Source organism: Alloalcanivorax profundimaris, from assembly GCF_015265435.1.
Taxonomy (GTDB): Bacteria; Pseudomonadota; Gammaproteobacteria; order Pseudomonadales; family Alcanivoracaceae; genus Alloalcanivorax; species Alloalcanivorax profundimaris.
Genome location: NZ_JABJWH010000020.1, coordinates 286,929 through 303,642, shown reverse-complemented (window position 1 = coordinate 303,642; position 16,714 = coordinate 286,929). Strand labels below are relative to the sequence as shown.

Below are 16,714 nucleotides of genomic sequence, written 5' to 3'. Positions count from 1 at the left end.
CTCCGGGCCGCGCCGATACATGTATTTTCATAGAGGTTGTTGAATGTCCAGGAAACGCTACAAGGATCCCCACGCGGACCGGGAAGCGGAGAAATACGAGAATCCGGTGCCCAGCCGCGAGTTGATCCTTAAGGTCCTCGACGACCAGGGAAAGCCGCTCGGCAAGCATCAGCTCGCCGACATCCTGGAGGTGGGTGAAGACGGAGAGGTGGGCCTGGAGCGCCGCCTCAAGGCGATGCTGCGCGACGGCCAGCTGGTGGAGAACCGCAACGGCAAGATGGGCATCGCCTCGCGCATGGACCTGATCGCCGGCCGCGTGCAGGCCCACCGGGATGGTTTCGGCTTCCTGATCGCCGACGAGCCCGGCCGCAAGGACCTGTTCCTGGCGCCGCGCCAGATGCAGAAGGTGATGGACGGCGACCGGGTGCTGGTCAGCGTGGCCGGCTTCAACCGGTTCGGCAAGGAAGAGGCGCGCATCGTCGAGATCGCCGAGCGGGCGGTCACCGAGATCGTTGGCCGTTACCGCCAGGAGGCGGGTGTCGCCTTCATCGATCCCGAGAACCGCCGCATCACCAAGGAAGTGCTGGTCGAGGACCACAACGGCATCAAGCCGGGCGCCGGCGACCATGTACGCGCCGAGATCACCCAGTACCCGTCCCGGGACCACAATGTCCTGGTGCGTCTGGAGGAGATCATCGCCACCCCGGAACAGCCGGGCATGGAAGTGGACGTGGCCCTGCGCCGCTTCGAGATCCCCCACCAGTGGCCGGACGGCGTGGAGCGGGACGCCGAGCGCTTCGGCGCCGAGGTGCCGCACCCGGCCAAGGCCCATCGGGTGGACCTGCGCGATCTGCCCCTGGTGACCATCGATGGCGAGGACGCCCGCGATTTCGACGACGCGGTTTACGTGGAGCGCCGCAAGCGTGGCGGCTGGCGGCTGATCGTGGCGATCGCCGACGTCAGCCACTATGTGCACCCCAACAGCCCGCTGGACAACGAAGCCCACAAACGCGGCAACTCCGTGTACTTCCCCAACCGGGTGGTGCCCATGCTGCCGGAGGCCCTGTCCAACGGCCTGTGCTCGCTGAACCCTCACGTGGACCGGCTGTGCCTGTACTGTGACATGCTGGTGTCCGCCAACGGCCGGGTATCGCGCTTCGTGTTCCGCGAGGGCGTGATGCGTTCCCGTCACCGTTTGACCTACACCAAGGTGGGCGCGGTCATCGAGGAACCGGAATCGGCGCTGGCGGTGAAGACCGTGGAGAGCCTGGACGATGAATCCCTGGATTCCATCTGGGCGTTCCACGAGATGTACACCGCTCTGCGTCGCCGCCGTGAGCTGCGCGGCGCCATCGATTTCGAGAGCGACGAAAGCCGCATCCTCTACGACGAGCATCAGAAGATCCGCGACATCGTGCCGGTGCACCGCAACGTGGCCCACGTGATGATCGAGGAGGCCATGCTGGCGGCCAATATCTGCGCCGCCCGCCTGCTGGAAAAGGCCGGCGTGCCGACCCTGTTCCGCAATCACGAGCCGCCCAAGGAAGAACGCCTGGCGAACCTGCAGCAGTTCCTCGGCGGCCTGGGGCTGAGCCTGGCCTGGTCGGAGGGTTCCATCACGCCGCGGGTGTTCCAGGAGCTGGGCGAGGCCATCGACGAGCGTCCGGATCGCCAGGTGATCCAGACCATGATGCTGCGCACCATGACCCAGGCGAAGTATGAGGCGGAAGTGAAGGGTCACTTCGGCCTGGCCTACAACGCCTACACTCATTTCACCTCGCCGATCCGCCGCTACCCGGACCTGCTGGTGCACCGCGCCATCCGCTATCTGATCCGTGGCGGCGCCGAGACGCCCCACGCGGACAACCCCGGTGAGCTGCCGGCGATCCCCCGCGACCACATCCTGCCGTACAGCCAGAGCGACATGGTCGCCATGGGCGAGCACTGCTCGATGACCGAGCGCCGCGCCGACGAGGCCACCCGCGACGTGGTCCAGTGGCTCAAGTGCCAGTACATGGAGGATCATCTGGGCGGCGAGTTCGACGGCGTGGTCAGCGGCGTGGCCGCGTTCGGCCTGTTCATCCAGATCCAGGACCTGCACATCGACGGCCTGGTGCACGTGGCCAACCTGGACAGCGACTACTACCACTTCGACGACGTCAACATGGCGCTGATCGGCGAGTCCTCCGGCCGCCGCTTCAGCCTCGGTGACGGCGTGCGCGTGAAGGTGGCCGGCGTGCACACCGACGAGCGCAAGATCGACCTGGAGCTGATCAGCAGCACCCCGGCCAAGGGCCGGCGCGGCGGCGGCAAGAAGAAAGCCGCCAGCCGCAAGAAGAAGGCGCCCGCCAGGCAGGGTGGCAAAAGCGGTTCCGACAAAGGTGGTTCCGACAATAGCGGTTCCGAGAAGGGTGGTTCCGAGAAAGCCGGCTCCGAGCGGGAGAAGCTGGCCCGTGGCGAGATCCCCAAGGGCGGCAAGGGTGACGCCAAAGGCGACGGCAAGGGTGGCGCCGGCAAGCGCCGCCGGCGTCGCTGAGACCGGCCGCCATGAGCGACCCGAACGCGCCGCGCCGTCCGGCCGGCAAGGCCGCCGCCCGCAAGGGCGGCCAGGCCAAGCCGCTGATGTACTCCGGCATCCATGCCGTGGAGTCGTTGCTGCGGCACCGCCCCGAGGGCGTGCTGGAGCTGTTCGTGCTGGACAGCCGCGCCAGGCGCGGCGACGCCCGCCTGGAAACCCTGATGATCGCCGCCCGGGATCAGGGCATCGCCGTGCAGCTGGCGCGCCGTGAGTCCCTGGACAAGCTGGCCGGCCCGCAGAACCAGGGCGTGGCCGCCCGGGCCCGGCCGCGCCGGCCCGGCGACGATGCCGCCCTGGCCGATCATCTGGACCGCCTGGGCCGTCCGCCGTTGCTGCTGATTCTGGAGGGGGTCACCGACCCGCATAACCTGGGCGCCTGCCTGCGCAGCGCCGACGCCGCCGGGGTGGACGCGGTGATCGTGCCGCGCCGTCACGCCGCCGGGCTGACCCCGGTGGCCTGCCGCAGCGCCGCCGGCGCCGCCGAATCGTTGCCGTATTTCGAGGTGGGCAACCTGGCGCGGCTGCTGGAGGGCCTCAAGGAACGCGGCATCCGGGTGGCCGGCACCGCGCTTCAGGAGCACAGCGCCTCGCTGTTCGAGTACCGGCCGCCGGCGGCCCTGGCCCTGGTCATGGGCGCCGAGGGCGAGGGCCTGCGGCGCCTGACTCTGGAGCGCTGCGACGATCTGCTGGCGATTCCCATGGCCGGCTATGTGCAAAGCCTGAACGTGTCCGTGGCCACCGGGGTGGTGTTGTTCCACCTGCTGGCCGGTCTTGATCGTGGCTCAAGCCGCGATCCGGCTTGAGCCCGCGCCCGGTCTGGGCTAGAATCCCCGCCCTTCCGTTTTCCCGGTCCGCCGGGGGAACGGACTCCTTGCCTCACCGCACACCGCGGGAGGCTGCGCAATCCGAAAGGAGACCACAATGCGTCATTATGAAGTCGTGTTCCTGGTCCATCCGGACCAGAGTGAACAAGTGCCCGCCATGGTGGAGCGTTACAGCGCCATCGTTACCGATGGTGGTGGCACCATCCACCGTCAGGAAGATTGGGGCCGCCGTCAGCTGGCCTACCCGATCAACAAGATCCACAAGGCACACTACGTGCTGATGAACATCGAATGTGACGGCGACACCCTCGCCGAACTGGAAAACACCTTCCGGTTCAACGATGCCGTAATCCGTCACCTCGTGGTTCGCCGTCATCGGGCCATCCCCGAAGCCTCGCCGCTGGCGAAATCCAACGAGAAGGAGGAGGCCGCCAGCTGATTTCCGACGGCAATCACTGCCAGATGACCGGCGTCATCGCCCGCCTGGAACAGGCGGCGGTTACTCCGGCCGGTGTGCCCCGCCAGCGGTTCTGGCTGGAACACCGCTCCCGGCAGGAGGAAGACGGTCACCCCCGTGAAGTCCAGGTACGCCTCGCCGTGGTTCTGGTCGGTCGCAAGACCGGGCTGATCCAGGGGCTCCGCGAAGGACAAAACGTGAAGGTGACGGGGTTTCTCAGCCGGGCCGGTTACAAGGGCGAAGCCCGCGACCGGGTGCAGTTGATTGCGGAAACACTGGTGCCCCTGGACTAAGGAATCGAGAGGAGAATTATCCATGGCCCGTTTTTATCGCCGTCGCAAGTTCTGCCGCTTCACCGCGGAAGGTGTTGAGTTCATTGACTACAAGGACCTCGACACCCTGAAAGCCTACATCACCGAGACCGGCAAGATCGTGCCCAGCCGCATCACCGGCACCAAGGCGCGCTATCAGCGTCAGCTGGCCACCGCTGTCAAGCAGGCCCGCTTCCTGGCGCTGCTGCCGTACTCCGACAGCCACGACAATTAAGCCGAGGGGACCGTCATGCAAGTGATCCTGCTGGAAACCATCAAGAACCTGGGTGACCTGGGCTCCGTGGTGGACGTTCGCCCCGGTTACGGTCGTAACTTCCTGATCCCGCAAGGCAAGGCCCTGCCCGCCACCAAGGACAACCTGGCCGAGGTGGAAGCGCGCCGCGCCGAGCTGGAGAAGCAAGCCGCCGAGCAACTGGGCGCCGCCGAAAGCCGCGCCGAGAAGCTGGCCGAAGCCAGCGTTACCGTGGCCGCCAAGTCCGGCGACGAAGGCAAGCTGTTCGGCTCCGTGGGCACCGCCAACATCGCCGATGCCATCACCGAGCAGACCGGCGTGGAAGTGGCCAAGGCCGAGGTCAAACTGCCCTATGGCGCGATCCGCCAGACCGGTGAGTACGAGATCGACCTGACCCTGCACGCCGACGTGACCGTGACCATCACGCTGACGGTGGTGCCCCAGGAATAAGGGGGCTCGCCGCCAGCGCCCCGGTCGGGTTTGCCCGGCCGGGGGCGCGGTGACAGAATCAAGGGCACCGTCCGGTCTCGGGCGGTGCCTTTTTCGTTTACGCCATGCGGACCCACCATGACCGAACCCCTCACTCTGGACGACCACCTGCCGGACAACCTGCGCGTTCCCCCCAATTCCCTGGAAGCCGAACAGGCGGTGCTGGGCGGCCTGCTGCTCAACAACGACGCCTGGGACGACGTGGCCGAGCGGGTCGGGGTCAAGGACTTCTACCGCAAGGAACACCGGCAGATCTTCGAAGTGATCGGCCAGCTGGTGGAAGAGGAAAAGCCCAGCGACCTGGTGACCGTGTCCCAGGCGCTCACCCATCTCGGGCAGCTGGAAGAAACCGGCGGCATGGCCTACCTCTCGGAGCTGGCCCGCAACACGCCCAGCGCCGCCAACATCACCGCCTACGCGGACATCGTCCGTGAGCGCAGCATTCTGCGGCAGCTGATCCAGGTGTCCCACGGCATCGCCGACCAGTCCTTCCAGCCCAAGGGCAAGCCGTCCCTGGAAATTCTGGACGACGCGGAATCGGCGATCTTCGAAATCGCCGAGCAGCAGAAAAAGGGCGATGGCCCGCAGAACATCAAGTCGGTGCTCAAGAAAGCGGTGGACCGCATCGACGAGCTGTACAAGAACAAGAACGCCCTCACCGGCCTGACCAGCGGCTTCGAGGAGCTGGACAAGATGACCGGCGGCCTGCAGCCCGCCGACATGGTGGTGGTGGCCGGGCGGCCGTCCATGGGCAAGACCACCTTCGCCATGAACCTGTGCGAAAACGCCGCCCTCAAGGCTCACAAGCCGGTGCTGGTGTTCTCCATGGAGATGCCCGCCGACTCCATCGTGATGCGGATGCTGTCGTCCCTGGGGCGCATCAACCAGGGCGCGATCCGCTCCGGCCGCCTGGAGCAGGACGACTGGCCGCGCATCACCTCGGCGATCCAGATGCTCAGCGAGCAGAAGTTCTACATCGACGACACTCCGGCCCTGAGCCCCCTGGAAATGCGCGCCCGGGCGCGCCGGGTGGCGCGCGAATGCGGCGGCGAGCTGGGCATGATCATGGTCGACTACCTGCAGCTGATGCAGGTGCCCGGCGCCGACAGCCGGGTCAACGAGATCTCCGAGATCTCGCGCTCCCTGAAAGGCCTGGCCAAGGAGCTGAACTGCCCGCTGGTGGCGCTCTCCCAGCTCAACCGCTCCCTGGAGCAACGCCCCAACAAGCGCCCGGTGATGTCGGACCTGCGGGAATCCGGCGCCATCGAGCAGGACGCCGACGTGATCATGTTCCTGTACCGCGACGAGGTCTATAACCAGGACAGCGTGGAGAAGGGCATCGCCGAGGTGATCATCGGCAAGCAGCGGAACGGCCCCATCGGCACCGTGCGTCTGGCGTTCCGCGGCGAGTTCACCCGCTTCGACGACCTGGCGCCGGAGTATTACCAGCAATACAGCGGCGACGAGTAGGGGGCGGCCCATGCGCGGTACCTTGCTTGAGCTGCGTCCCGGCGCGCTCGCCGACAACGCCCGCCGGGCCCGCGCCCTGGCCGGCAAGGCGCGGGTGTTCGCCATGGTCAAGGCGGACGGCTACGGCCACGGCCTGGGGCTGGCCGCCCGGGCCCTGGCCCACCAGGTGGACGGCCTGGGCGTGGCGGTGATGGAAGAGGCCCAGGCCCTGCGCCATCTGGGGCTGGCCCACCCGCTGCTGGTGGCGGAGGGCTTTTTCGACGCCGAGGAACTGGCCCTGGCCGCCCGCCTGCACGCCGAGGTGGTGGTGCATTCCCCCTGGCAGGTGGATCTGCTGGCCGCCCGGCCCCAGCCGGTGGGCGTCTGGCTCAAGGTCAACACCGGCATGAACCGGCTCGGCATGGCGCCGGACCTGGCCCGCGCCCAGGCGGCCCGGCTGCGGGCGCTCAAGGGCGTGCGGCTGCTCGGCGTGATGACCCACTTCGCCGGCGCCGACCTGGAGGACGACCCGCTCACCCCCCGCCAGCTGGAGCTGGCCCGCGCCCTGGCCGAGGAACTGGGCGTGCCGCTCAGCGCCGCCAATTCCGCCGCCCTGATCCGCTACCCGGAGGCCCGCGTCGGGCGGGTGCGCCCGGGCATCATGCTGTACGGTTCGTCGCCGTTCCCCTGGCGCGCCGCCGCCGATCTGGATCTGCGCGTCACCCAGCGCTTCAGCGCCCGCCTGATCGCCATCAACCCGGTGCAACCCGGCGACAGCGTCGGCTACGGCGCCACCTGGACCGCCACGGCGCCGGGGCGCATCGGCGTGGTGGCGGTGGGCTACGGCGACGGCTATCCGCGCCATGCCCCCAACGGCACGCCCCTGGCGGTGAACGGCCAGCGTACCCGCCTGGCCGGGCGCGTCTCCATGGACATGATCACCGTGGACCTGGACGGCATCGACGCCCGCGTCGGCGACGAGGTGGAATTGTGGGGTGACGTGGTGTCCGTGGATGAAGTGGCCGCCGCCTGCGGTACCATCAGCTATGAGTTGTTCTGCCAGGTGACCGCCCGGCCGGTGCGGGTGATCACCGAATCGTGATACCGCCACTGTAGGAGCGACTGGGCGGCGCTCCTGCAGGGCGAATAAAGGAGCCGTCGTGGCGAAAAAGAAAACCGCTTTCGTGTGCACCGAGTGCGGTGCCGACTTCCCCAAATGGCAGGGCCAGTGCCCGGCCTGCGGTGCCTGGAACACCCTACAGGAATTCGTGGTCGATCCGGCCACGCCGAAAAGCCGTGGCGCCGAGCGCACCGGTTACAGCGGCGAGCTCACCGAGGTGCGCAACCTCGACGAGATCGTCCTGGAGGAAACGCCGCGCATTGGCACCGGCATGGGCGAGCTGGACCGGGTGCTGGGCGGCGGCCTGGTGCCGGGCTCGGCGATCCTCATCGGCGGGCATCCGGGGGCGGGTAAATCCACCTTGCTGCTGCAGGTCATGTGCCGGCTGGCGGACACCGAGTCGTGCCTGTACGTGACCGGCGAGGAATCCCTGTCCCAGGTGGCGATGCGCGCCGATCGCCTGAAGCTGCCCAAGGAAAAATTGCGCCTGGCGGCGGAAACCGACGTGGAACAGATTCTGGACCTGGCCCGCAAGGAGCGCCCCCGCCTGCTGGTGGTGGACTCCATCCAGGTGATGTACCTGGCCGGCCTGCAATCGGCGCCGGGCTCGGTGGCCCAGGTGCGCGAGTGCGCCGCCGCCTTGACGCGCTTCGCCAAGCAAACCGGTACCGTGTTGTTGCTGGTGGGCCACGTCACCAAGGACGGCACCCTGGCCGGCCCCAAGGTGCTGGAACACATGATCGACTGCTCGCTGATGCTGGAGGGCTCCACGGACTCCCGCTTCCGCACCCTGCGCGGCCTCAAGAACCGCTTCGGCGCGGTCAATGAACTGGGCGTGTTCGGCATGACCGGCGAGGGGCTGAAGGAAGTGAAGAACCCCTCCGCCATCTTCCTCAACCGCGCCGACGAAATCGCCGCCGGCTCCCTGGTCACCGTGGTCTGGGAAGGCACCCGGCCGCTGCTGGTGGAGCTGCAGGCCCTGGTGGACGCCAGCCACTTCGGCAACCCCCGGCGGGTGTGCGTGGGCCTGGAAGCCAACCGCCTGGCCATGCTGCTGGCGGTGTTGCACCGCCACGGTGGCATCCAGGTGGGCGACCAGGACGTGTTCGCCAACGTGGTGGGCGGCGTCAAGGTGGCGGAGACCGCCGCCGACCTGGCCCTGGTGCTGTCCATCGTGTCCAGCTTCCGGGACCGGCCCCTGGGCCGCGACCTGGTGGTGTTCGGCGAGATCGGCCTGTCCGGCGAGATCCGCCCGGTGCCCCAGGGCCAGGAGCGGCTCCATGAGGCGGTGAAACACGGCTTCAAACGGGCCATCATTCCCAAGGCCAATCTGCCCCGCCAGATGCCGGAGGGCGTGGAGGTGGTCGCCGTGAGCACCCTCTCCGAAGCCCTGGAACAATTGTAGTAGGAGCGACTTCAGTCGCGACTACGGAGAGGAAAAGGAGCGCGCATGAAGAAGCAATTCGCGGTAATCGGCCTGGGCGGCTTCGGCGAGGCGGTGGCCGTGGAGCTGATGCGCCTGGGCCACGAAGTGCTGGGCGTGGACAGCGATCCGGACAAGGCCAACCACCTGGCGGACAAGCTCACCCAGACGGTGATCGCCAACGCCACCGACGAGGACGCCCTGGCGGAACTGGACCTGCACCGCTTCGATGCCGTGCTGGTGGCCATCGGCGCCCACATCGAGGCCAGCATCCTGTGCACCATGATGGTCAAATCCCAGGAGGCCAAGGAGGTCTGGGTCAAGGCGATTACCCCCACCCACCACAAGATCGTCGAGAAGCTGGGCGCCGACCGGGTGCTGCACCCGGAATACGAAATGGGCCTGCGCGTGGCCCAGAGCCTGGCCCACCCCAACATGCTCGACTACATCGGGCTGGGCGATAACTACTTCGTCATCGAGATCCGTCCCGGGGAAGTGCTTGAGGACCGGCCGCTCTCCGACCTGCGCATCGACGACTTCGAGGTGCGTCTGCTGGCCATCAAACACGGCCAGAGCGTGAGCCTCAGCCCGGACCCGGAACAGCGCCTGCGCCGCAACGACCACCTGGTGCTGGTCGGCGAGGAGCAGGCCCTGCGGCGTTTCTCGGCCAGCCTGTGAGGACCTGGCACCCGGGCCTGCGCGGCCGCGCCGCCCGCCAGTTGCGCCGCGCCTGGCGCTACGGGCCGCCGGTGATCCTGGCGGCCAGCTTCGCCGTGCTGATCGTGCTCGGTGCCCTGCTGCTGTGGCTGCCGGTGGCCAGCGTGGATGGCCTGAGCCTGTGGCAGGCCCTGTTCACCGCCTGCTCGGCGGTCACCGTCACCGGCCTGGTGGTGGTGGACACCGGCGCCCAGCTCACCCTGTTCGGGCAGGCCGTGGTGCTGGTGCTGATTCACCTGGGCGGCCTCGGGCTGATGACCTTCGCCGCCCTCACCGTGATGGCTCTGGGCGGGCGCTTCGGCCTGCGTGGCCAGCGCCTGGTGCGCGAGGCCCTGGATCAGACCTCGCCGGGGGATGTGCTCGCCCTGGTGCGCCATGTGGCGCTGCTCGCCTTCACCCTGGAGGCGGTGGGCGTGGCCCTGCTGGCCACCGTCTGGGTGCCGGAAATGGGCTGGGCCCGAGGGCTCTGGTTCAGCCTGTTCCACGCCGTTTCCGCCTTCAACAACGCCGGCTTCGGCCTGTTGCCGGGGAGCCTCTCGGCCTGGGCCGGCCATCCGCTGATCAACCTGGTGATCACCGCGCTGTTCATCATCGGCGGGCTTGGCTTCACCGTGGTGGTGGACCTGTGGCGCCGCCGCCGTTTCCGTGCCCTGACCCTGCACAGCAAGCTGACCCTGGTGGGCACCCTGGTGCTGGCGGTGGGCGGCGGCTTACTGGTCCTGCTGCTGGAATGGAACAACGCCCGCACCCTGGGGGCGTTGCCGGTGGGCGAGCGCTTCTGGGCCGCCTGGTTCACGGCGGTGACGCCGCGCACCGCCGGCTTCAACACGGTGGACACGGCGGGCCTGGGCGTGCCCGCCATGCTGTTGGTGATGTTCCTGATGTTCATCGGCGGTGGCAGCAACTCCACCGCCTCGGGCATCAAGGTCAGCACCTTCATGGTGCTGCTGTTGTCCACCCGGGCCTTCCTCATGGGCAATGCGCAGACCACCATCTTCCGCCGCGCGGTGGCCCGGGACGCGGTGTTCCGTGCCCATGCGGTGGTCATGCTGAGCCTGATCCTGCTGGCCCTGGCCGGGTTCATCCTGGTGGTGCTGGCGCCGAAGCAGGCGCCGCTGGACGTGTTCTTCGAGGCGGTGTCCGCGTTCGGCACCGTGGGCCTGTCCCGGGGCATCACCGCGGACCTGTCGGCGCCCGCCCAGGGCGTTCTCATGCTGCTTATGTTCGTGGGCCGCATCGGGCCCCTGGCGTTCGCCTATGCCCTGGCGCGCCCGCGCCCCGCCAAGGTGCGCTTTACCGAGGATCAGGTGCAGATCGGCTAGCGCCCGCCGCCGTCATTGAGCGACCAGTCGTAGTCCAGAAAGTCGATGTCCAGGTCGCCGTCCCGCGCCGCGGAGCGGGCGGCGTCGGGCAGCGCCAGGGCGTCGCCGTGGTTCGCCAGCCAGGCGTCCAGGCCGCCGGCGGCGGCTTCGAAGTCCGATTCGTACCAGTCGAAGATCGGTGATATTTCCAGGGTGCCGTCCCGGTACCGGTTGCGCTGGCGGTCGGAAAGAAAACGGTGGGTGGCGTCGGCGAGCTGAGCCTCCAGGCGGGCACCGGTGTAGGCCTCCGGGCGCAGCGCCGGGCAGCCCACCGAGGCGCAGTTCACCGCGAAATGAATGCGCTCGTCCATCAGTGCCGGGTTGCCCCGGATCATTTCGTGCTCCAGCTCGTCCAGGGTGCGTTCCTCACCCAGCAGGGTGAAAAAGCGTTGCTTCCAGGGGCCGCGGAAGATCGAGCCGATGTCGCGAATGGAGTCCGGGCGCGGCGTCTGGCGCAGAATCAGTTCCACGGTGAAGGCGTTGTAGGTGTTGATCAGGAAGGCCAGCCGGGCGTCGCGGTCGAGACGTTGGAAACCCGCTTCGCTCAGCGCGCCGAGCGCGTCCAGGTAGGCCCGCAAGGCGTCCCGGTCGGCGGCGAAGCCGTCGTAGTCCACCACCGAGGCGACGCCGTCCCGGCGCCATTCAACGTGTTCCTGGAGCAAGGTGTTCCAGGCGCCATGGTCGAAACCGGCGTCGGCGCCGGCCGGCGCCGACGCCCAGAACACAAGCAGCAAAACAAAGAGCCAGCGGGACGGACGCATGGCGGGCCTCCTGAACGAATTACGCTTCAGGATACCCGCTTCGGCGTGGCGTTGGAGTGAGCGTTGGCGCCTAGAACTGCTCCCATTCCGTTGACTGTTCACGCGCTGCTCACTTCAGCGTTGCCAATCGTGAAAACGTTGCACCCAGCGCAGCAGTTTTTCCGGCTTGTGGGCTTGTTTCCATTCGCCGGCGGCGAACTTGTTCGCTTCCGCCCGGGTGGGATAGATGTGGATGGTGCCGAGAATCTTGTTCAGCCCGAGGCCGTGCTTCATGGCCAGCACGTATTCGCTGATCAGATCCGAGGCCGCTTCGCCGACGATGGTCACACCGAGAATGCGATCCTTGCCCGGCGGCGTCAGCACTTTCACGAAGCCCCGGTCGCTGCCATCGGCGATGGCGCGGTCCAGATCATCAATGCCGTAGCGGGTGATCTCCACCGGGATGCCCTGTGCGCGGGCGTCGTCCTCGTTGAGCCCGACCCGCGCCACCTCCGGTGACGTGAAGGTGGCCCAGGGAATCACCCGGTAATCCGCCTTGAAGGTCTTCAGGCGGCCGAACAGGGCGTTCACGGCGGCGTACCAGGCCTGGTGAGCGGCCACGTGGGTGAACTGGTAAGGGCCGGCCACGTCGCCGCAGCCGTGGATATTGGGGAAGCGCGTGCGCAGGCGTTCGTCCAGGTCCAGGGTGCCGTTGTCGCGGGTGCCGATGCCCAGTTCCTCCAGCCCCAGACCGGCGGTGTTGGCGCGCCGGCCCACCGCCACCAGCACCGCGTCGAACGGCAGCCGCCGCTCGCCATCCCGGCTTTCCGCGTACAGCACCTGCTCCCCGTCCTCCACGGCGAAGCGCGCCGCCCGGTGCCCGGTGAGCAAGGTCACGCCGTCCTCGCCCAGGGCGTCGGCCACCACCCGCGCCTCGTCCTCGTCCTCCCGGGGCAGCACCCGGGGGGACTGTTCCACCTGGGTTACGGTGCTGCCCAGGCGGGCGAAACTCTGCGCCAGCTCACAGCCGATGGGGCCGCCGCCGAGCACCACCAGCCGGCGCGGCTGGCTGTCCAGGCGCCAGAGGTTTTCCGAGGTCAGCACGGTGACCTCGTCGATGCCCGGAATCGGCGGCACCAGGGGGCGCGCCCCGGTGGCGATGATCACGGCCCGGGCGCTCAGGCGGCGCTCGCCATCGGCGGTGTCGATGGCCACCTCCCAGGGCGACACCAGCCGCGCGCGGCCCTCAATGCAGTCCACCCCCAGGGCGCTGTAGCGCTCCACGGAATCGTGGGGTTCGATGCGACCAATGACGTCGCGAATCCGTGCCTGAATGTCGGCGAAGTCGAACTCCGTGGTGATGCGCTTGAAGCCATAGCGCTCCGGCACTTTCTCCAGATGCGCCAGGGACGCGCTCTTGATCAGCGCCTTGGACGGCACGCAGCCGGTGTTCAGGCAGTCGCCGCCCATCTTGTCCGCTTCGATCAACGACACCTTCGCCTTCACCGTGGCGGCGATGTAGGCGCTCACCAGGCCGGCGGAGCCGGCGCCGATCACGATCAGGTTGCGATCGAATTTTTCGGGCTTTCGATAACCGCGATACACCTTGCGCCGCTGCACCACCGCCAGCACCGCCTTGGCCAGCCACGGAAACAGGCCCAGCAATACGAACGCCCCCAGCAACCCCGGCGACAGCAGGCCGGACAGCCGCTCCAGCTCGCCCAGCTGGGTCCCCGCGTTCACGTACACCGCGGTCCCCGCCAGCATGCCCAGCTGGCTCACCCAGTAAAACGTCCAGGTCTTCAACGGCGTCAGCGCCATCACCAGATTGATCACGAAAAACGGAAACGCCGGAATCAACCGCAGGGTAAACAGATAAAAGGCGCCGTCCTTCTCCACCCCGGCGTTGATCTTCTTGAGCCGTTCACCGAACCGTTCCTGCACCGCGTCCTTGAACAGGAACCGCGCCGCCAGAAACGCCAGGGTCGCGCCCACGCTGGACGCGAACGACACCAGCAACAGCGCCACCCAGAACCCGAACAACGCCCCCGCCGCCAGCGTCATGATCGCCGCCCCCGGCAAACTCAACGCCGTCACCAGCACATACAACGCGAAAAATCCGCCCAGCACCGCCACCGGATACTCCCCGGCCAGCGCCTGAAACGCCCCGCGCTGCTCCTTCAAGTAATCCAGACTCAGAAACCGTCCCACATCAAGGATGAAGTAGCCCGCCACCAGCGCCACGATCACCAACAGCAACACCACCTTCTTAATGCTCATAACCTCTCCTGAATCCGAATTGCCGGAGCGCTGAGGTTTCCGGATAGCGCTGTGCCGTTTCGCCCCTTCGGGACCTTTGAAGACAGGGATGTCTGAAAAGAGCCTCCAGGGACGGATTCACGGCGTGTCCCGAAGGGGCGAAACGGCACAGCGCGCCCCTCTGGAGGGTCAAGCACTCACTAACAACAAGCACCGGACGACGAACCACCGTCACTTTCCTCGAAGGGCACACTCAACCCACACCCCTCGAAAATCCCGAAATGCCGGGAAAAATCCCCAACAAAATCGAAATGCCCGGCGAACCGGCTCTCCGCCAACATCCGCCAGGTATTCCCGCACACCGGAAACACCCGCCCGGCCTCCATCACATGGTGACCGTCCAGCACGAAGGCCTCCGGCTGATCCGCCATCGTGCCTCGGTAAACCACCGCCTGACCGTAATCCTCGCAGGCCGGCTCCAGGGCCTCGATGTTGAACAGCCGGTAAGTGGCGGAATAGAAACGGATATTGCCCAGCTTCGCCTCGATGGCCGGGTTGTCCACGGTCAGCCGCCGGGATTCGACAAGGCGGGGATCGCCGAACCCGCCGCCCTTGGCCAGGTTGAGAAAGTCATTCCAGTACAGCGCGCCCGCCAGGCACTCGCCATACAGCACCGGGTCCGTGGTCAACGAGGCCGGCACCCGGCGGTCCGCGTACACATCGGAAAAGTAGAACTCGCCGCCGGGCTTGAGCAGCCGCTTCACATCGCCGATCACCTTGGCCTTGTCGGTGCTCAGGTTGATCACGCAGTTGGAGACCACGATGTCGAAGTAGCCATCCTCCAGATCCAGGGCGTCCAGCTCCTCGATGTAGCCCTTCAGGAAACGCACGTTGCTCTCGTCGAAACCGAACGCCTCGCGGTGGTAGTCCTGGTGGCGGCGGGCCACGGCCAGCTGCTCGTCGGTCATGTCCACGCCCACCACCTCACCGGTTTGCCCCACCAGGGCGGAAAGCAGGTAGACATCGCGGCCGGAGCCGCAGCCCAGGTCAAGCACGCGCATGCCCTCCAGGGCCGCCGGCGCCACCAGGCCGCAGCCGTAATAGCGGCTCACCACCTCGTCGTGGAGTAGGGCGAGCAGGGGCTTCAGGTGTTCCGGCGGCGTCTGGTCGCAGCAGGCGTTGGTTTGCAGATCCTGGCTGCCGGTCAGGTGCTGGCCATAGTACTGTTGAACGTCTTCGCGCACGGGTGGGACCTCTTGCAGTAACGACGGGGACGCCCCCGGGATGCTGGCATCCTCGGGGGCTGTGCTCCGTGAAGAAAGAAAGCGGGAGCGTGGGGTTCAGTCCAGGGCGGCCAGCCGCAAGGCCTGGTCCAGGTCCAGAGGCTCACCGACGAAATAGCCCTGCACCTTGTCCACGCCCAGGCCACGCAGGGTCTCCAGCTCGGTTTCCGATTCCACGCCTTCGGCGATCACCCGGGCGCCGACCACCTCCGCGAAGCGGATCAGCGCCGCCGCCAGGGCCTGGCGGGCCCGGTCGGAATGAATGTCGCGAATCAGGCTCAGGTCAAGTTTGATGGTGTCCGCGGCCAGCTCCAGAACGTGCTGAAAGCTGGCGTAGCCGGCGCCGGCGTCATCCACGGCGATCTGTACGCCCTTGTCCCGCAGCGGCACCAGCGCCTTGCGCAACGCCTGATAATCGGCGATGCGCGCGTGCTCGGTGATTTCCAGCAGCACGCGGTGGGCGGGCCAGGGATCCAGACAGGACAGGAAATGGTCGTGGAGCAGGTGCGCCGGAGACACGTTCAGCGACACATACAGTGGCGCCGGTATCGCCGACGCCGCCTCCAGGGCCGTCTCCACCGCCAGCTTCTCCAGTTCCAGGCCCAGCCCCACTCGCTGGGCGTCGCCGAACCACTGATTGGGCGGCCGGTAGGGCTCGCTTTGGAAACGGGTCAGCGCCTCGAAGCCCACCACCTTGCGTTCGCCCAGGTGGAAGATGGGCTGGAACACGGTGTTCAGCCGCCGCTGCTCGAGCATGTCGAGCACGGTCTCCTTGATGCGGCGCCCCCGGCTCTGCTGTTCCTCCTGCTTGCTGATCAGCCGCCCGGCGAAGTCCGCGAAGGCGTGGAGCAGGGCCAGATCCCGCTGGTCCAGCTCGGCGCCAGTCTGGTGGTCGAAGCAGCAGAAGCTGCCGAACAGGGAGCCGTCCGGCAGCCGGATCGGCACGCCGATGTAGTTGGCGATGTTCAGCTCCGAGGTGACCGGCATGGTCCGGGTCACGGCGTTTTCCCCGGTATCCGGGACGATGCTGTCCAGCTCGCCGCTGGAGATATAGTGGCAGTAGCTTTCCGGCAGGGCGTGGGAATCACCGGGGCGCAGCGCGGAAGCGTGTTGCTTGGCGTCCACGTAACGGATCAGGCGGCGGCCCTCGATGAACTCGGAAATAAAGGCCACGTCCATGCCCAGGTGAGAGCGCAGCGTATTGAGGATGTGCTGAATGTCCTGGATGTCCTGGTCCAGATCAACGTTGTATTCGTCGCCGGCGGCGAGCAGCGGGGTAATCAGGCTGTCGTCCCCCATTCGGATCCCCGAAGCAAGGCATGGACATTTTAGGCTAATGGGCGCCCCGGCAAAGATCAACGGCCCGGTCCTCCGGCGCCGGATACCGGCGCCAGGCAGGGGCGCGGGGCCCAACGCCGGCCAGCGGGCCTGGCGGCGGTGGGCGGTGTCG

Annotated in this window: 15 protein-coding genes; 11 read left to right on the top strand and 4 right to left on the bottom strand. The window is 67.3% G+C overall.

The window, feature by feature from the left end; genetic code table 11:
* Positions 1-43 precede the first annotated feature (43 nt).
* From rnr to HMJ39_RS11745, 11 genes are all read left to right on the top strand, one after another.
* Positions 44-2,536: a ribonuclease R gene (gene rnr / locus HMJ39_RS11795; RefSeq protein ID WP_194297463.1), complete on the top strand. Its 2,493-nt coding sequence runs from the start codon at positions 44-46 to the stop codon at positions 2,534-2,536.
* Positions 2,537-2,622: 86 nt separating this feature from the next.
* Positions 2,623-3,381 carry a 23S rRNA (guanosine(2251)-2'-O)-methyltransferase RlmB gene (gene rlmB / locus HMJ39_RS11790; RefSeq protein WP_194297552.1) on the top strand — a complete coding sequence of 253 codons (759 nt, stop codon included), beginning with the start codon at positions 2,623-2,625 and terminating at the stop codon, positions 3,379-3,381.
* Between the two features lie 118 nt (positions 3,382-3,499).
* On the top strand, positions 3,500-3,841 hold the full coding sequence (rpsF, locus tag HMJ39_RS11785; RefSeq protein ID WP_161384844.1) for a 30S ribosomal protein S6: 342 nt from the start codon (positions 3,500-3,502) through the stop codon (positions 3,839-3,841).
* A 23-nt stretch (positions 3,842-3,864) separates the two neighbouring features.
* On the top strand, positions 3,865-4,152 hold the full coding sequence (gene priB / locus HMJ39_RS11780; RefSeq protein ID WP_161384845.1) for a primosomal replication protein N: 288 nt from the start codon (positions 3,865-3,867) through the stop codon (positions 4,150-4,152).
* A 22-nt stretch (positions 4,153-4,174) separates the two neighbouring features.
* A complete protein-coding gene (gene rpsR / locus HMJ39_RS11775) occupies positions 4,175-4,405 on the top strand; it encodes a 30S ribosomal protein S18 (RefSeq protein ID WP_161384846.1) in 231 nt (76 codons plus the stop codon).
* Positions 4,406-4,420: 15 nt separating this feature from the next.
* The gene (gene rplI / locus HMJ39_RS11770) at positions 4,421-4,873 is read left to right on the top strand and encodes a 50S ribosomal protein L9 (RefSeq protein WP_161384847.1); all 453 of its coding nucleotides are present in this window, start codon (positions 4,421-4,423) and stop codon (positions 4,871-4,873) included.
* A gap of 117 nt (positions 4,874-4,990) precedes the next feature.
* Complete coding sequence (dnaB, locus tag HMJ39_RS11765) at positions 4,991-6,382, top strand: replicative DNA helicase (RefSeq protein ID WP_161384848.1); 1,392 nt, start codon at positions 4,991-4,993, stop codon at positions 6,380-6,382.
* Positions 6,383-6,392: 10 nt separating this feature from the next.
* Positions 6,393-7,463: an alanine racemase gene (gene alr / locus HMJ39_RS11760; RefSeq protein WP_194297462.1), complete on the top strand. Its 1,071-nt coding sequence runs from the start codon at positions 6,393-6,395 to the stop codon at positions 7,461-7,463.
* Between the two features lie 58 nt (positions 7,464-7,521).
* A complete protein-coding gene (radA, locus tag HMJ39_RS11755; RefSeq protein WP_161384850.1) occupies positions 7,522-8,886 on the top strand; it encodes a DNA repair protein RadA in 1,365 nt (454 codons plus the stop codon).
* A 45-nt stretch (positions 8,887-8,931) separates the two neighbouring features.
* Complete coding sequence (locus HMJ39_RS11750; RefSeq protein ID WP_194297461.1) at positions 8,932-9,582, top strand: potassium channel family protein; 651 nt, start codon at positions 8,932-8,934, stop codon at positions 9,580-9,582.
* Entirely contained in the window at positions 9,579-10,943 is a 1,365-nt protein-coding gene (locus HMJ39_RS11745; RefSeq protein WP_194297460.1) for a TrkH family potassium uptake protein, read from the top strand. The genes HMJ39_RS11750 and HMJ39_RS11745 overlap by 4 nt, the downstream gene beginning before the upstream one ends.
* Here HMJ39_RS11745 and HMJ39_RS11740 read toward each other — a convergent pair.
* From HMJ39_RS11740 to HMJ39_RS11725, 4 genes are all read right to left on the bottom strand, one after another.
* Complete coding sequence (locus HMJ39_RS11740) at positions 10,940-11,743, bottom strand: DUF547 domain-containing protein (protein ID WP_194297459.1); 804 nt, start codon at positions 11,741-11,743, stop codon at positions 10,940-10,942. The genes HMJ39_RS11745 and HMJ39_RS11740 overlap by 4 nt on opposite strands.
* A gap of 114 nt (positions 11,744-11,857) precedes the next feature.
* Positions 11,858-14,002 (bottom strand): FAD-dependent oxidoreductase, encoded by a 2,145-nt coding sequence (locus HMJ39_RS11735; RefSeq protein ID WP_194297458.1) that lies wholly within the window; start codon positions 14,000-14,002, stop codon positions 11,858-11,860.
* 179 nt (positions 14,003-14,181) lie between these two features.
* Positions 14,182-15,225 carry a methyltransferase domain-containing protein gene (locus HMJ39_RS11730; RefSeq protein WP_161384855.1) on the bottom strand — a complete coding sequence of 348 codons (1,044 nt, stop codon included), beginning with the start codon at positions 15,223-15,225 and terminating at the stop codon, positions 14,182-14,184.
* A 96-nt stretch (positions 15,226-15,321) separates the two neighbouring features.
* Positions 15,322-16,563, bottom strand: a complete 1,242-nt coding sequence (locus HMJ39_RS11725) for a sensor domain-containing phosphodiesterase (RefSeq protein WP_194297457.1) — start codon at positions 16,561-16,563, stop codon at positions 15,322-15,324.
* Positions 16,564-16,714 lie beyond the last annotated feature (151 nt).

Bases quoted from the DNA above. Each gene is read 5' to 3' on its own strand.
- HMJ39_RS11735 (WP_194297458.1), bottom strand. From the start codon at position 14,002: ATGAGCATTAAGAAGGTGGTGTTGCTGTTGGTGATCGTGGCGCTGGTG.
- alr (WP_194297462.1), top strand. From the start codon at position 6,393: ATGCGCGGTACCTTGCTTGAGCTGCGTCCCGGCGCGCTCGCCGACAAC.
- rplI (WP_161384847.1), top strand. From the start codon at position 4,421: ATGCAAGTGATCCTGCTGGAAACCATCAAGAACCTGGGTGACCTGGGC.
- rnr (WP_194297463.1), top strand. From the start codon at position 44: ATGTCCAGGAAACGCTACAAGGATCCCCACGCGGACCGGGAAGCGGAG.
- HMJ39_RS11740 (WP_194297459.1), bottom strand. From the start codon at position 11,743: ATGCGTCCGTCCCGCTGGCTCTTTGTTTTGCTGCTTGTGTTCTGGGCG.
- rlmB (WP_194297552.1), top strand. From the start codon at position 2,623: ATGTACTCCGGCATCCATGCCGTGGAGTCGTTGCTGCGGCACCGCCCC.
- HMJ39_RS11725 (WP_194297457.1), bottom strand. From the start codon at position 16,563: ATGGGGGACGACAGCCTGATTACCCCGCTGCTCGCCGCCGGCGACGAA.
- priB (WP_161384845.1), top strand. From the start codon at position 3,865: ATGACCGGCGTCATCGCCCGCCTGGAACAGGCGGCGGTTACTCCGGCC.
- HMJ39_RS11750 (WP_194297461.1), top strand. From the start codon at position 8,932: ATGAAGAAGCAATTCGCGGTAATCGGCCTGGGCGGCTTCGGCGAGGCG.
- rpsF (WP_161384844.1), top strand. From the start codon at position 3,500: ATGCGTCATTATGAAGTCGTGTTCCTGGTCCATCCGGACCAGAGTGAA.
- dnaB (WP_161384848.1), top strand. From the start codon at position 4,991: ATGACCGAACCCCTCACTCTGGACGACCACCTGCCGGACAACCTGCGC.
- rpsR (WP_161384846.1), top strand. From the start codon at position 4,175: ATGGCCCGTTTTTATCGCCGTCGCAAGTTCTGCCGCTTCACCGCGGAA.